The sequence below is a fragment of the Synechococcus sp. CB0205 genome (assembly GCF_000179255.1).
Classification (GTDB): domain Bacteria; phylum Cyanobacteriota; class Cyanobacteriia; order PCC-6307; family Cyanobiaceae; genus Vulcanococcus.
Genome location: NZ_ADXM01000032.1, coordinates 1 through 14,293 on the forward strand (window position 1 = coordinate 1; position 14,293 = coordinate 14,293).

At 65.1% G+C, this 14,293-nt stretch carries 16 protein-coding genes; 9 read left to right on the forward strand and 7 right to left on the reverse strand.

The features are described from left to right. Positions 1–201 precede the first annotated feature (201 nt). Complete coding sequence (locus CB0205_RS0105230; protein ID WP_010315164.1) at positions 202–477, forward strand: HU family DNA-binding protein; 276 nt, start codon at positions 202–204, stop codon at positions 475–477. 83 nt (positions 478–560) lie between these two features. After that, positions 561–1,517 carry a tRNA glutamyl-Q(34) synthetase GluQRS gene (gluQRS, locus tag CB0205_RS0105235; protein WP_029626130.1) on the forward strand — a complete coding sequence of 319 codons (957 nt, stop codon included), beginning with the start codon at positions 561–563 and terminating at the stop codon, positions 1,515–1,517. Positions 1,518–1,728: 211 nt separating this feature from the next. On the opposite strand, the gene CB0205_RS16285 is transcribed toward gluQRS, so the two are convergent. Then, positions 1,729–1,866: a hypothetical protein gene (locus CB0205_RS16285; RefSeq protein ID WP_010315168.1), complete on the reverse strand. Its 138-nt coding sequence runs from the start codon at positions 1,864–1,866 to the stop codon at positions 1,729–1,731. A gap of 22 nt (positions 1,867–1,888) precedes the next feature. Between CB0205_RS16285 and CB0205_RS0105245 the strand changes: the two genes are divergently transcribed. From CB0205_RS0105245 to CB0205_RS0105260, 4 genes are all read left to right on the forward strand, one after another. Continuing rightward, positions 1,889–2,113: a hypothetical protein gene (locus CB0205_RS0105245; protein WP_010315169.1), complete on the forward strand. Its 225-nt coding sequence runs from the start codon at positions 1,889–1,891 to the stop codon at positions 2,111–2,113. 59 nt (positions 2,114–2,172) lie between these two features. Then, on the forward strand, positions 2,173–3,174 hold the full coding sequence (gene hemB, locus CB0205_RS0105250) for a porphobilinogen synthase (protein WP_010315171.1): 1,002 nt from the start codon (positions 2,173–2,175) through the stop codon (positions 3,172–3,174). Positions 3,175–3,236: 62 nt separating this feature from the next. Then, entirely contained in the window at positions 3,237–3,641 is a 405-nt protein-coding gene (locus CB0205_RS0105255; protein ID WP_010315173.1) for a VOC family protein, read from the forward strand. After that, positions 3,638–6,073, forward strand: a complete 2,436-nt coding sequence (locus CB0205_RS0105260; protein ID WP_010315174.1) for an endonuclease MutS2 — start codon at positions 3,638–3,640, stop codon at positions 6,071–6,073. The genes CB0205_RS0105255 and CB0205_RS0105260 overlap by 4 nt, the downstream gene beginning before the upstream one ends. Positions 6,074–6,077: 4 nt before the next feature. Here the strand turns inward: CB0205_RS0105260 and CB0205_RS0105265 are convergent, their stop codons facing one another. After that, positions 6,078–7,331 carry an ABC transporter ATP-binding protein gene (locus CB0205_RS0105265; RefSeq protein ID WP_010315176.1) on the reverse strand — a complete coding sequence of 418 codons (1,254 nt, stop codon included), beginning with the start codon at positions 7,329–7,331 and terminating at the stop codon, positions 6,078–6,080. Between the two features lie 39 nt (positions 7,332–7,370). Here CB0205_RS0105265 and cgtA point away from each other — a divergent pair, with 39 nt between their 5' ends. Further along, the gene (gene cgtA, locus CB0205_RS0105270; protein ID WP_010315178.1) at positions 7,371–8,360 is read left to right on the forward strand and encodes an Obg family GTPase CgtA; all 990 of its coding nucleotides are present in this window, start codon (positions 7,371–7,373) and stop codon (positions 8,358–8,360) included. Positions 8,361–8,407: 47 nt separating this feature from the next. On the opposite strand, the gene CB0205_RS0105275 is transcribed toward cgtA, so the two are convergent. Further along, positions 8,408–8,626 carry a Calvin cycle protein CP12 gene (locus CB0205_RS0105275; protein ID WP_010315181.1) on the reverse strand — a complete coding sequence of 73 codons (219 nt, stop codon included), beginning with the start codon at positions 8,624–8,626 and terminating at the stop codon, positions 8,408–8,410. A gap of 165 nt (positions 8,627–8,791) precedes the next feature. Here CB0205_RS0105275 and CB0205_RS0105280 point away from each other — a divergent pair, with 165 nt between their 5' ends. Next, a complete protein-coding gene (locus CB0205_RS0105280; RefSeq protein WP_043705509.1) occupies positions 8,792–9,280 on the forward strand; it encodes a hypothetical protein in 489 nt (162 codons plus the stop codon). Here CB0205_RS0105280 and CB0205_RS0105285 read toward each other — a convergent pair. The 3 genes from CB0205_RS0105285 to CB0205_RS0105295 are packed head-to-tail and all read right to left on the reverse strand — an operon-like array spanning position 9,261 to position 12,780. Beyond that, positions 9,261–11,198: an ABC-F family ATP-binding cassette domain-containing protein gene (locus CB0205_RS0105285; protein WP_010315186.1), complete on the reverse strand. Its 1,938-nt coding sequence runs from the start codon at positions 11,196–11,198 to the stop codon at positions 9,261–9,263. The genes CB0205_RS0105280 and CB0205_RS0105285 overlap by 20 nt on opposite strands. Continuing rightward, a complete protein-coding gene (locus CB0205_RS0105290) occupies positions 11,195–11,836 on the reverse strand; it encodes a DUF2301 domain-containing membrane protein (protein WP_010315187.1) in 642 nt (213 codons plus the stop codon). Before CB0205_RS0105290 ends, CB0205_RS0105285 begins: the two co-directional genes overlap by 4 nt. Beyond that, positions 11,833–12,780 carry a glutathione-dependent reductase gene (locus tag CB0205_RS0105295; RefSeq protein WP_010315189.1) on the reverse strand — a complete coding sequence of 316 codons (948 nt, stop codon included), beginning with the start codon at positions 12,778–12,780 and terminating at the stop codon, positions 11,833–11,835. Before CB0205_RS0105295 ends, CB0205_RS0105290 begins: the two co-directional genes overlap by 4 nt. Before the next feature lie 74 nt (positions 12,781–12,854). Here CB0205_RS0105295 and CB0205_RS0105300 point away from each other — a divergent pair, with 74 nt between their 5' ends. Continuing rightward, the gene (locus CB0205_RS0105300; RefSeq protein WP_010315190.1) at positions 12,855–13,799 is read left to right on the forward strand and encodes an aspartoacylase; all 945 of its coding nucleotides are present in this window, start codon (positions 12,855–12,857) and stop codon (positions 13,797–13,799) included. Here CB0205_RS0105300 and CB0205_RS0105305 read toward each other — a convergent pair. After that, on the reverse strand, positions 13,796–14,110 hold the full coding sequence (locus tag CB0205_RS0105305) for a hypothetical protein (RefSeq protein WP_010315191.1): 315 nt from the start codon (positions 14,108–14,110) through the stop codon (positions 13,796–13,798). The genes CB0205_RS0105300 and CB0205_RS0105305 overlap by 4 nt on opposite strands. Between the last annotated feature and the right edge of the window lie 183 nt (positions 14,111–14,293).

Sequence of the window (14,293 nt, forward strand, 5' to 3'; positions counted from 1 at the left end):
ATCTAGGGATCGGCTCGTAGGGGCACAAAACAGTGCGAAAGGGCCGATTTCGGCAGCAAATGTGGCAAAAACGGCATGGGAAAAGGGGTTTTGAGGTTGCCGCCCCTTGCCAACCCCCATACCATTGGCGCGCTGAAACCAGTGGTGGCGGGGTTTTCTCACTCCGCCCTGCTGCTACTGAGCCCAGAGGCTTCCACTCCGATGAACAAAGCTGACCTCGTCAATCTCGTGGCTGCTCGCACCGAGTTGACCAAGACCGACGTGGCCCAGGTGGTCGACGCGGCCATCGACACCATCATTGATTCGGTTGTCGAAGGTAAGAAAGTGTCGATCCTTGGCTTCGGCTCCTTCGAGCCCCGCGAGCGCTCTGCCCGTCAAGGCCTGAACCCCAAGACCGGCCAGAAGATCAAGATCCCCGCGAAGCGCGTCCCTGCATTCACCGCAGGCAAGCTCTTCAAGGATCGCGTTCAGGGCTGATCACGCCGCGCCTATTCACGGTGTTGAGCAGAGGGCGACCTTCGGGTCGCCCTTTTGCGTGTTGCGGGCCTTGCGGTTGATCGATGTCTACCTTGCTGCCCTCTCATCTCAGAGCATTACGGCGCGAGGTCGCCGATCTGAAGGAAACGGCTCGCCGGGGTCGCTATGCGCCGTCCCCGACGGGGCCACTGCATCTGGGCAACCTCCGCACGGCCTTGCTCTCCTGGTTGATCACCCGGCTGCAGGGCGGCGAGTGGTTGCTGCGGATTGACGATCTCGATACGCCCCGCAATCGAGCAGGGGCGGAGGCCAGTATTCGAGAGGACCTGCGCTGGCTGGGTTTGCATTGGGATGGACCGGTGCTGCGCCAGAGCGAGCGCCGCGGTCTCTACGCCACGGTCCTCTCGGCCTTGCGGCGTAGCGGCCAGCTCTATCCCTGCCGCTGCAGCCGTCGGATGTTGGCTGACGTCTCGGCCCCCCATGGCCGATCGGGGGTCTATCCCGGTTTTTGCCGGCCACTCACTCCCCGTTGGGGTCTAGAGGATCAGCGCCTGCCCAGTTGGCGGCTGCGGCTGGAGCCGGGCCCCCTTCGTTGGCCAGAACAGTTGGGTCCTGAGGGGTGCCTCGACGGACCGACGGAGGTCGGTGATGTGGTGCTGCGCCGGGCCGATGGTTTCCTGGCCTATCACCTGGCGACCGCGGTCGATGAGTGGGCACTTGGCATCTGTGATGTGGTGCGGGGCTTGGACCTCTGGCCGGCCACCGGACCACAGGTGGCGGTCCTTCAGCACCTGGGCGTGGAGCCGCCGCGTTACTGGCACCTGCCCCTCTGGATGGATGATCAGGGCCAGCGCCTGTCCAAACGCGATGGCGGCATGGGCCTTGCGGTTTGGCGGGAGCAGGGCGTTCTGCCTGAGGCGGCGATTGGTCGCTTAGCCGCCTCCTTAGAGCTGGTGCCGGAAGGGTCCTGTCTCAGCGCCCAGGAGCTGTTGCAGCAGTGCCAGCTCGGGACCTTGCGGCAGCAGTTGAGCAAGGCTTAACAATCCCTTCGGGATCAAACCCCCTGGCTGTGAACAAAGTGAGGCCATCACCAGGAGCGGCCCATGGCCAGGCCCGAGGAGCAGGGGAACACAGCCATCAATGAGGGTGCAAAGCCTTGTCCCAGGTGTGGAGGGAGCGGCATCCAGCGCACGCAAACGGCCGGCTACCGCACCTGCTTGCAATGCGTGGGTCAGGGCACCATCCTGTTGATCAGCGCTTCGTCTTCTGCCGCCAGATGAAGAAAGCCGTCGTTGCGACCACGGCCAACAGGGGTGCTGCAGTCAGCAGCAGCAGGGCAATGGCGGTCCAGTCGGTGTACATCGCGGCCAGGGCGAAAGCGGCGCCCATCCTCTCAGGCGCTCTGCTCGTTGTGAGCTGCTGTTGCGTTCCGGTTTCGGCCCGGGCGGGTGTGGTCTTTGACGATTGCCAGCCCACGCCGGATGGGGGAGTGACCTGCAACACCCAGCCGACGGGGAACACGCTGATGGATGACGAGGCGGCCCGTTACGGCCTCTTCAATGAAGCCAGCCCTGGCTGGTCGGAATTTGACCCGTACCAGGGCTACGACGACATGTTTGGCGGGAACGAAACCTGACCTGCAGGTGAGGGCTCCGTAGGATCCGCCCCATCTCGAGTTCGCTGAGCCAGCCCCCGATGGAGCTCACCTACCGCCCCCGCCGCCTGCGCCGTTCCCCTGCCCTGCGGGCGATGGTGCGGGAGACCTCCCTGAGTCCCGCGGACTTCATCTATCCCCTCTTTGTCCACGAGGGGGCCAGCAACGAGCCGATCGGGGCGATGCCCGGCTGTCAGCGCTGGAGCCTGGATGGGCTCGTGCAGGAAGTCGGTCGTGCCTGGGACCTGGGGATCCGTTGCGTGGTCCTCTTCCCGAAGGTGGCCGATGGCCTGAAGACCGAAGACGGTGCGGAGTGCTTCAACGAAGGTGGCCTGATCCCACGGGCGATCCGCCGCCTCAAGGAGGTGCACCCCGAGATGGCGATCATGACGGACGTCGCCCTGGACCCCTACTCCTGCGATGGCCATGACGGAATCGTCAGTGGCGAAGGGGTTGTGCTCAACGATGAAACCGTTGCCCTGCTGTGTAAGCAGGCCGTTGCCCAGGCCCGTGCCGGTGCGGATCTGATCGGCCCCAGCGACATGATGGATGGCCGCGTTGGTGCCATCCGCGAAGCGCTCGATGAGGAAGGCTTCGAGCACGTCGGCATCATTAGCTATACGGCGAAATACGCCTCGGCCTACTACGGCCCCTTCCGTGAAGCACTGGATTCCGCCCCTCGTGCGGTGGCCAGCAAGCCCATCCCGAAGGACAAGTCCACCTACCAGATGGATCCGGCCAACGCCCGCGAGGCCATCACCGAGGCCCAGCTCGATGAGCAAGAGGGGGCCGACATCATGATGGTCAAGCCCGGTCTGGCTTACCTCGACATCATTCACCGCCTCCGTGAGGAGAGTGAGCTGCCGATCGCGGCCTACAACGTCAGTGGTGAGTACGCCATGGTCAAGGCGGCCGCTGAAAAGGGTTGGATTGACGAGCGGGCTGTGGTGCTTGAAACCCTCCTCTGCTTCAAGCGTGCTGGTGCGGATTTGATCCTCACCTATCACGCCTGTGATGCAGCCGAATGGCTGCGCCAGGGCTGAGGCCGACTTCTCAACGGTTGAGACAGCGGCCATCTCACAATGGGTTGGTCGCCTTGAGCCCCATGTCCTGCAACCATCGCCTTGGCCATGTCGCCCTGCGGGTGCAGGACATGGAGCGGGCCAAGCGTTTCTATCTCGATTTGGGCTTGCGGCTGACCTGGGAAGCCGCGGACTGGTGCTATGTCCAGTGGCCGACTGGTGAAGGCATTGCTCTTCTCAGCCCTGACTACAAGGCTGCAGGCCCCCACTTCGCCTTTCACGTCCAGAACCGCGCTGAAGTGGATCAGGTGCGGGAGCAGCTGCTGGCCAAAGGGCACTCCTGCGGTCCGGTGCATGACCACCGTGACGGCACGGCCTCCTTCTATATGCAGGATCCGGAAGGGAACTGGTTGGAGATGCTCTATGAGCCCGCCGGCGGGCTGCCCTCCAATATCGGAGCCGAGCCGATACCTCTGACCTACTCGTGACGGCTGAGCTGCACGCGCCCATCCAACAGGAGGCCCTGGAACTACTGGAGTGGCCGCGGCTGGCCCAACACGTCTCCAGCTTCGCCAGCACCGCCGCCGGTCGCGTCGTGGCGGCGCGGTTGCCCCTGGCCACGACCCGTCAGCAGAGCGTGGACTGGCTGGCGGAGACGACCGAGCTGCTGGCGCTGGATGGCCTGATCGAAGGGGGGCTGAGCTTTCAGGGGGCTGCTGATCTGGATCACACCCTCCAGCTCTGTGCCAAAGGAGGGGTGGCCAGCGGTGATGACCTCTTGTCCGTGGCCACAACCTTGGCTGCGGCCCGGCGCCTGCGCCGGCAGATCGACTATCCCGAGCTGCGGCCGGTGACGACCGCCCTGGTCGAGCCACTACGCACCCTGCCGGAGCTGGAGCAGCGCCTGCGCTTTTGCATTGAGGACGGGGGGCGTGTGGCGGATCGCGCCAGCCCTCCGCTCTCGGGCTTGCGTCGTCAGCTCGCTTCCGTGCGGATGGAACGCCGCGATCGTCTGAATGAGCTGATTCGTCGTTACGCCGCGCTCCTTCAAGACACGGTGGTCGCCGAGCGCAATGGCCGGCCGGTCTTGGCGGTGAAGGCGGGCGCCGGCAGTCAGTTGCCGGGCCTGGTTCACGACAGCTCCGCCTCCGGCAGCACCGTCTTTATCGAGCCCCAGGCGGTGATCCCCCTGGGCAACCGGATCCGGCAGCTGGAAGGCGAGGAGCGCGAGGCGGAGCGGGCGGTGCTCCAAGAGCTCAGCGCACTGGTGGGAGAAGAGCAGCCGGCGCTCGAGCACCTGCAGCAGGTCCTGATTCAGCTGGATCTCGCCCTGGCTCGCGCCCGATACAGCGCTTGGCTGGGAGCTGTGCGCCCCGAGCTGGAGGCCGATCCCCTGGCGCCGCTACAGCTGGAGGGGCTGCGGCATCCGCTCTTGCTCTGGCAAGAACGTCGCCAGGGAGGCCGAACGGTCGTTCCCGTGACCATCCGCGTGGAGAGCAGCCTGCGGGTGGTGGCGATCACCGGCCCGAACACCGGCGGCAAAACGGTGACCCTCAAAAGCGTTGGCCTGGCGGTTCTCATGGCCCGGGCGGGCTTGTTTGTGCCCTGCAAAGGGTCGCCGCATGTGCCCTGGTGTCAGCAGGTCCTCGCTGACATTGGCGATGAGCAGTCCCTCCAGCAGAACCTCTCGACCTTCAGTGGTCATGTGCGCCGGATTGCGCGAATCCTGGAGGCCCTGCCTGCCGCCGGTAGCGATCTGGCGACCCAGGCCGGAGCTCAATTGGTGCTTCTCGATGAGGTGGGTGCCGGCACCGATCCCACCGAGGGGACGGCGCTGGCCATCGCCCTGCTGAAGCAGTTGGCGGATCGGGCGCGTTTGACCATTGCCACGACCCACTTCGGGGAGCTGAAAGCCCTGAAGTACGACGACCCGCGCTTTGAGAATGCCTCCGTCGCCTTCGACGTCGAGAGCCTCTCGCCGACCTATCACCTGCAGTGGGGCATCCCTGGCCGCAGTAATGCCCTGGCCATCGCCACCCGACTGGGTTTGGACGGCGCGGTCCTTGATGCGGCCCAGGCCCTGCTGGCTCCCCGGGGAGAAGGGGAACTCAATCAAGTGATTGCGGGGCTGGAGAGCCAACGTCAACGGCAACAGGAGGCGGCCGAGGAAGCGGCTGCCCTGCTGGCGAGAACCGAGCTCTTGCATGAGGAGCTCCTCATGCGCTGGCAGCAGCAGAAGGAGCAGAGCGCTGAGCTGCAGGAGCAGCGCCGCGAGCAACTGGAGCGCTCGATCCGTGATGGCCAAAAGGAGGTGCGCCGCATCATTCGACGTCTCCGCCACGGCCGCGGCACAGGCAGCAGTGAACTGGGTGAATCAGCTCGCCGGGCAGGGCAGCAGCTGAAGCAGCTGGAGCAACAGCATCGCCCCCTGCCGGAGCGCCGTGACCACAAGGGTTGGCTCCCCAAGGTTGGCGATCGCGTGCGGGTCCTCTCCCTCGGCAAGGCAGGTGAGGTCCTCTCCCTCAGTGAAGACGGCCGGGAGCTCAGTGTCCGCTGCGGGGTGATGCGCCTGAACCTGGAGCTCTCCGCCATTGAGGGACTTCAGGGCGAGAAGCCCGAGCCGCCGCAAGCCCAGGTCTCGATCCGCAGTCGCCGCAATCCCGCCAGTCGAGGTCCTGAGGTGCGCACGGAGCGCAACACCATCGATGTCCGGGGCATGCGGGTGCATGAAGCCGAGTCCGCCGTGGAAGAACACCTGCGCGGAGCCAACGGTCCGGTTTGGGTGATCCACGGAATCGGCACCGGCAAGCTCAAACGCGGACTGAGGGAGTGGCTCTCCAGCGTTCCCTATGTGGAGCGGGTTACGGACGCCGCCCAGGGGGATGGCGGCCAAGGCTGCAGCGTGATCTGGGTGAAGTGAGGGGTTAGCCCAGCGATGGCAGTACCGGTTCTGGACCGCTGGCTGTCGGGGCGATTGGCTCGGGTGCCGGAGGGATCGCTTCTCCGTCGGCGTCAAAGAACCGCCAGCCCTTCGGATCGATGTCCAGGTGGACCGTTTCCCCTGGGGTCAGCTGCTCGCTGGGATCGGCCCTGAGCTGAACCAGGTGGCTTCCCTCCTGCAAGCGGCAGGTGAGCAGTTGTTCATTGCCGAGGCCCTCCACATGGCAGACCTCCGCCGGCAGATTGCGGTTGGTGGCCGGAGCCAAGTGCAGGTGTTCCGCCCGCAGGCCTCCCGTGAGGGCTTCGCTGCCCCCAGCCTCCTGCCAGTGCAGGAGGGCATCCCCGCTGGGACCTCCCGGGAGAAAACGCCGGCTCCCCAGCTGCAGCTGACCCTTGCCGGCAACGTTGACGGGCAGCAGGTTCATGGCGGGGCTACCGATGAATTGCGCCACAAAGAGGTTGCTGGGCCATTGATAGAGCTCCGCGGGTGTCCCGAGCTGTTGCAGGCAACCGCGGTTCAAGACGGCGATCCGATGGCCCATGGTCATCGCTTCCACCTGGTCGTGGGTTACGTAGACCGTCGTGGTGCCCAGACGGCGCTGAAGCTCGACGATCTGGGCGCGGGTTCCCGTTCGCAACTTGGCATCCAGGTTGCTCAGGGGTTCATCCATCAGGAAGACGGACGGTTGACGGGCGATGGCACGACCCAGGGCGACCCGTTGTTTTTGCCCGCCGGAGAGTTCCTTGGGCATCCGCTCCAGCAGATGCTCCAGCTCCAGGGTGCTCGCGACCTCTTGGATGCGTGCTTCGATGCGCTGCTCTCGGCTGGAGGGAATCCGTAGCGCCTGGGGCAGGCTCCGTCCCGCCCGATGGATGCCGTCTTGAAGTTGCTGAAGGCCCGTGCGGTGGCGCTGCCGGCGCAGGCCAAAGCCAATGTTGTCCGCCACGCTAAGGTGGGGATAGAGGGCGTAGCTCTGGAAGACCATCGCCACATCCCGTTGGGAGGGGCGCAGATGGGTCACCCGGCGACCGCCCACGATGATTTCACCGCCGCTTGGGCTCTCCAGTCCGGCCAGGAGGCGCAGCAGCGTGCTTTTGCCGCAGCCGGAGGGTCCGACGAGAACTAAGAACTCGCCATCACGGATGGAGAGATCCAGCTGCCGTAGGACCTCAACCGCTGCACTGCCCCGCCGCGGTGGGTAGGTCTTGCTGACCTGCTGGAAGCGAACCTCTGCCAAGAACCGGCCTCACGGCGGCCCGATCTTAGGGTTGGTCAAATGCAATTCATTGATCAGGCCCGGATCTCACTGCAGGCAGGACGCGGCGGCGATGGGATTGCCGCTTTTCGCCGTGAGAAGTACGTCCCTGCCGGTGGTCCCTCCGGTGGGGATGGCGGTCGTGGTGGTGATGTCTGGCTCGAGGCCGACCCCAACCTCCAAACCCTGCTGGACTTCAAATACAAGCGGCTCTTTGCCGCCGATGACGGTCGTCGCGGTGGGCCGAACAAGGCCACTGGAGCCAGCGGTTCTCCCCTGGTCATCAAGGTGCCCTGCGGAACGGAGGTCCGAGATGCCCGAACCCACATCCTTCTGGGGGACCTCACGGAGAAGGACCAGCGCTTGCTCGTGGCCGTCGGAGGCCGTGGTGGCCTGGGCAACGCCCACTACCTGAGCAACCGCAACCGCGCCCCTGAGAAGTTCACCGAGGGACGCGACGGCGAGGAGTGGTTGCTGCAGCTCGAGCTCAAGCTCTTGGCCGAAGTGGGGATCATCGGTTTGCCGAATGCCGGCAAAAGCACCCTGATTTCGGTGCTCTCTTCAGCCCGGCCCAAAATTGCCGACTACCCCTTCACAACCCTGGTTCCCAACTTGGGGGTGGTGCGCCGCCCCAGCGGGGATGGCACGGTCTTTGCTGATATCCCTGGCTTGATCGCCGGGGCAGCCCAGGGGGCGGGACTGGGCCATGACTTCCTGCGTCATATCCAGCGCACCCGTCTCCTGATCCACCTTGTGGATGCGAGCTCAGAGGACGTCCTGCACGATTTCCAGGTGGTGCAGCAGGAGCTGGCCGCCTATGGCAATGGCTTGGACGAGCGGCCCTGTCTGGTCGCCCTCAACAAAACCGAGTTGTTGCTCGAGGATGAGCTCGAAGAGAGGATCCAACAGGTCAGCGACCACTGCGGCCAACCCGTGCTGGATATCTCAGCAGCGACATCAAAAAATTTGGATCAGCTCTTGGCCAAGGTCTGGAAAGAGCTGGGGGTGTGAGCCAGAGAAACGAAGTTCCACCGGCTCACTGCTGAACGCTTAGAGACTCAGTCGTCGTAGACGAGGCACTCAGGGGCGTCGGGATTCAGGTCGCAGTAGACCTCCATCGGGGAGGGGTCTTTTTTGTCCTCGGGGTGGTGGGCCTTGTACTCCTCGAGGCCTTTCACTTCGTCCTCAAGGTGGCGCACTTTGCCTTGATCACCAGCAGCTTTGGCCGCTTCGATCTCGGACTTGTCCTTAGCGATGTGCTCGTCGATCGTGTTCATGCAATGAGGCCGGAGAGATCAGGCTGCTCGACGTCGCTGCACACCATACGGGGTGTCTGGCGGATGCGGAGCCAATTGTGATCGGGTTCTGATTTCGGCTTTCTGTTTTCTTCGCGGTCCGATCGCAGGACTCTGGCTAGCAGAGGGCTAGTGATGGGCTTCCAGATGGCGCGAATCACGCAGCGACACGATCGTCACTTCATGGATGAGTCCGGTCGTTTGTTCTGGATCAATGGCCCAGACCATCACTGCTATCTGTCTGAGCAGAGGCAGTGGCGTGATGGGCTGAGCTTTGAAGACACCCTGGAGTGGAAGCAGTGCTCTCCGACCGGCTTGGTCAGTCAGCGTTTTCAGTCCCTGCAGGCGGCCTGCGAGGCCTTTGAACACAACCAGATCCAGTGGACCTTGGATCTCTACCTGCGGCACATGGGCGATGAGATGGCCCTTCAGCGCAGCCTGAGCGACTACAAGCCAACGGCGATGAAGGAGGCGGAAGCTCAATCGGGTCGCGCCCGCCAACAACCTTGGCTGGGGCAGGACACTCCGGTGATGCAGTGCGAGCTCAGCGCCAGACCATCCCGCCGCGCAGCGGACCTCCCCCCCCACGCCCATCGCCGCCGGCGCAGCAGTGCCCCTAGCTCGGCATCTCGCTGAGCTCGAGCCAGCGCTCTTCCCCAGCGGCGATCTGCTCAAGCAGGTTCGAGAGTTCTGCGCTCTGGGTCTCGAGGGCGGCGTAATCGCTGCCTCCTGCCGCCATGAGTGCTTCGAGTTCCTCCTTGCGTGCCTCCCAAAGGGGAAGGTTGGCGTCCAGTTGCTCGAGTTCACGGTTTTCCTTGAAGCTGCGCCGCCGGGCCTTGGCCGGTTTGGCGGGGGCCTCCTTGGCTTTCTTCTCTGCTGGACTGCTCGGAGCGGCTGGGGCTGGGCGGCTGGCGGCCTGCCGCTCGAGATAACTGCTGTAGTTCCCTTCAAAGCGCTGGAGTTGGCCGTCCTCGAAGCTGAAGAGGCGATCGACGGTGCGGTCGAGGAAGTAGCGGTCGTGGGAGACCACGACGACACAACCGCGGAAGTCCTCTAGGAAATCCTCGAGAACCGTCAGGGTCTGGACGTCGAGATCGTTCGTCGGCTCATCGAGCAGCAGCACGTTGGGCGCCTCAATCAGGAGGCGGCAGAGATGCAGTCGCCGCCGCTCCCCGCCGGAGAGCTTGCTGACGGGCTGGTGTTGCTGCGCCGGAGGAAACAGAAATCGCTCCAGCAGCTGGGAGGCACTGAGGGTGGAGCCCTCGATCTCGACAGTGCTGGCGGCCTCCTTGACGATGTCGATCACCTTGCGCTCCCGGCCGGCGGCATCGGTCTGATCGAGCACGGTGTGGCTGTGCTGGTCGAAGTAGGCGAGCTTCACGGTTGATCCCAGCTCAACCCGTCCGCCCTGGGGGACGCGTCGACCGGCAATCAGATCCAGCAGGGTTGATTTGCCGGAGCCATTCGGCCCGATGATCCCGATCCGATCCTCCGGGCTGAAGTCATAGCTGAAGTCGCGCAACAGCGGCGTCTGGCCGCTGTTTTGGCCCTCCTCGCTGGCCCAGACCAGCACCGCCTCGGCTTCGATCGCTCGCTTCCCGAGGCGCCGCTGGTTGCTGGTCAGGCTCAGGTCCCCTTTCCCCTGGCGCTTGGGGGCCTCCTGCATGGCCTCGATCCGCTGGATGCGCGCCTTTTGTTTGGTGCTTCGCGCTTTGGGGCCCTGCTTGAGCCACTCCAGCTCACGCCGCAGCACTCCCTTGAATTTGGCTTCGCTGGCGGCAGCCGCTGCCTCCTCTTCGGCTTTGCGGGCGAGGTAATAGGCGTAGTTCCCGCTGTAGTTGCGGGCCTCGCCGCGGTCCACCTCCACGATTCGGTTGGTGACCTGATCGAGGACGTAGCGGTCGTGGGTGATCAGCACCAGGGACCCGCTGAAACGCTGCAGATAGCCCTGGAGCCACTGGATGCAGTCGGCATCGAGATGGTTGGTGGGCTCGTCCAAAAGCAGGACATCCGGGTCGGCCACCAGGGCGGCCGCCAGGGCTAGGCGCTTGCGGTAGCCGCCGGAGAGATCCCCGACCCGGCGTTGGGTGTCGCCGATGCCCAGCCGCTGCAGAACTTCGCGGATTTGCTGCTCCAAGCCCCAGGCTTGGCTTTGGTCCATCCGTCCATTCAGTTGGCCCAGCTCCGCCAGCAGGGCGGCATCGTCGTCGCCCCGCTCATGGGCCGCGGCGAGGGCCTCGCTGACCTCGGTGTAGCGGCGCAGCAGCTGCATCTTCTCGCCGCTCTCAGCAAAGACCTGCTCGAGCACGGTCCGCTGCGGATCCATCTCCGGCTCCTGGCTCACCAGGACGATGCGGGCCTGGGGCAGGACCCGGCGGTTGCCACTCCCAGTGGGCTCGAGTCCCGCCAGGACTCGCATCAAGGTGGACTTCCCGGCGCCGTTGGGTCCGATTAGCCCCAGGCGCTCGCGTTCACCGATGTGCAGGGTCAGCCCGTCGAAGAGGGTGCGGATGCCGAAGTCCTTGCGGACATCCACCAGGCTGATCAGGCTCACAAGTTGGGGGGCTGTCGCTGCGCTTCCAGATAAGCAAACACGCTCTTATCGCCCACGTCGGCCGCGGCATCCATCGGGAATTTCCGCAGGGTCAGCACCAGCAGTAGCACCGCCTCGATGGTCAGCAGGGTCGCCGTGGCTTCTGGGCTGAGCAGATGGCTGAGGCGTCCGAGCAGCGCCAGAGGCAGCAGCAGGGTCACGCCAATGGCTTCGGGGCGGCGGAAGCAGAAAAACTCCTTGAAGCCGATCCCCGCCAGGGCGGCGAAGAAGGGACCCACGGCCCAGATCCAGCGGCTGTCTGTGCTGAGTGCGCCGGCCATTCCTTGGGGACCGGCGCTGATCAGCAGGGCGAGGAAGCCCAGGCATCCCGCCAGCCAGAACCATTGCAGGGCGCGGTGCAGGGGGCGCAGATAGATGTGAATCCAACGCAGGGCCAGGCCAACCCCTGCGGCCAAAGGCAGTAGCCAGGGCCAGATCCACGCTCCACCGAGCTGCTGCCATTGGATCAGCAGTGCGGCCTGGGCCACCGCCGCCGTGAAGAGGGCCAGCCGGTACCCCAGGACCTCGCGCCGGTCCGTGTCCGTGATGCTGTAGGTGCCATAGACACCCTCAAAGACCGGATCGGCGGCGGCGCTCATGCTGAGACGGTTCCTGACACCAGTGTGGCCAGGGCGGGGCCCGCGGGCACGATCCCCGAAGGATGGAGGGGAAACAGGGCGCCGAAGTAGTCCTTGCGCCAGGCCTGATCGCAGCAGGTTTCGGCCACGCCAGGCAGCGCGAAGAAGCGCTGTCTCCAGGCCCAGAGCCCAGGGAGTTGCCAGAGCGGCTGACGGCTGACCCCAAACAGGGGGGCGTAGACCAGCTCCAGACGGATCAAGGTGGGGAAGAGCTGAACATCAGCCAGGCTGGGTCTCTCTCCGCAGAGCCAGGGCGAGGTGCCGGCGTCAGCCAGGAGCGATTCCGCTTCCCTCAAGGTCTCAAAGAGTGCTGATTCGGCCCGGTCGTAGGCCGCTTGGTTGCGGGCAAATCCGCAGCGATAGACCCCGTCATTGACGCTGTATTGCAGGCGCTCGCGCCAGTGCGCGATGGCCTGAGCCTGGTTGGCGGGTTCCAGGTCGAGGGCGTCCTGCGCTGCTGGCCAGCTGTTCAGCAGTTCCATCAGGCGAGCGCTTTCGCCCACCACCACGCCTCCTGAGCGGCTGTCCACCAGGACCGGAACGGTGGCCCGCTGGTTGGGGTCTGCCCCAGCGGCTCGGTAGAGCTCCTGCAGGGTCTGGCAGCCACGGAAGGGCTCGCTGAAGCGCCAGCGGCCTGCCTTGGGATCGGGCTCCACCACCAGCAGCTCAATGCTCTGGTGCAGTTGCCGCAGCTGCCAGACGAGCCAAGCCCGGTGGGCCCAAGGGCAGCTCCGTCCCACGATCAGCACGTGGGCCCCCGCCTCACCGGCCGATGGGGGCAGCGCTGGTTTGGCGACAAAGGCTCCGGCGGGGCGGGTGTAGTTCCCCTCGGCATCGGCGGGTCCGAGGCCCCCCATCAGTTGCTGCCACTGCCACTGCCAGCCGTTGCGGGCGGCTGTCACCACGGCAGGGGGGGATGGCCATGGACGTTTAGAAGACTTCTGCCAGGCTGACTCAGCTGCGGGCTGGAGCAAAGGGCATGGGGCGGGCTCAGGTGTTGGTTGTGGCGGGGACCCACGGCAATGAGCGCAACGCTCCGGCCTTGCTCGAGCGTTGGCGCAGGGAGCCCCGGGACCTCGACTGCGCTGGGCTGCCTGTGCAGTTGGTCCTCGGTAATCCGGCGGCCCATGCGGCCAATCGCCGTTACATCGATCGCGATCTCAACCGCTGTTTTTCCCCCGATCTGCTGGCCGATCTCACCCAGCAGCCCTTGGAGCTGCAGCGCGCCCGGGAGCTGCTGGCCCAGTTCGCCCCAACGGGCGCGAATCCCTGTGCGGTCGCGATTGACCTGCACAGCACCACCAGCGGCATGGGCAATTCACTGGTTGTCTATGGACGCCGCCCCGCCGATCTCGCCCTGGCGGCTGGTGTTCAGGCTCGGCTGGGGCTACCGATCTATCTGCACGAGGCCGATGCTGCCCAGACGGGTTTTTTGGTGGAGCGTTGGCCCTGCGGCCTGGTGATCGAGGTGGGGCCTGTGGCCCAAGGGCTACTCAGTGCGCCAATCCTGCGCCAAACCCAGCTGGCGCTCGAGGCGGTCTTCGCGGTCTTGGCCGAGGCGGCCGCCGGGGAGCTGCGCCTGCCCGCGGGCCTTCAGGTCTATCGCCATTGCGGCAGTGTCGATTTGCCCCGGGACTCGGCCGGCGAGGCCATCGCCTGTGTGCACCCGGCCCTCGAACGTCAGGACTGGAGGCCGCTGCAAGTCGGGCAGGCCCTCTTTTGGCAGCCCGGCGGCGAGGACTGCCCGGCCGAATGGCGCTTCGACCCGCAGACCCTTGGTTTTCCTGCCGAGGCCCATTGGCCTGTCTTTATTAATGAGGCGGCTTACGGCGAGAAGGGCATCGCCTTCAGCCTCTGTCGCCGGGAACGTTGGGCGAGCGAGGGGGCCTGGCTTGAGGCCCTGCAGGCCCTGATGGCGGCCTAGCCGCAGGCCCAGGTGCCCTGCTCCTTGGTGCAGGGCAGATCGCTGGTGCTGCCGTCTGCCCAGTAGATCCTGAGGCGGTCATCGGCGCTGTCGGTCCGGAAGGTCAAGGACTTGACCGGCCCGGCCGGGGCTTTGCCGGTGGGATCACTGGTGTCCGCCCCTCCAGGGTTGGCTTGCCGTTGCTCCAGCTGCTGAAGGCGCAGTTCCAGCCGATTCAGACGTTCGATCTGCGCTTCGTTATCGCGGCGTTCCCCTCCTTGGCAGCCCGCTAGCAGGAGACCGGCAGCAAGCAGCAGCAGGGGAAGACGCATGGCGCTGAAGGCGTGACAAGCGACTCCTAGCAGCGGTTTTGGGGCTTGGCTACCTGCAGTCATGGAGGCGTTGCGCAAGATCGCTTTACAAAGCGCGCAAACTTCCTTTACATTCCCCGGGGCAACCCGTTTGGGTCGCCCTAACTACCGCTCTGACGGCTTGCCGTTGAGCCTTTCTTTCCC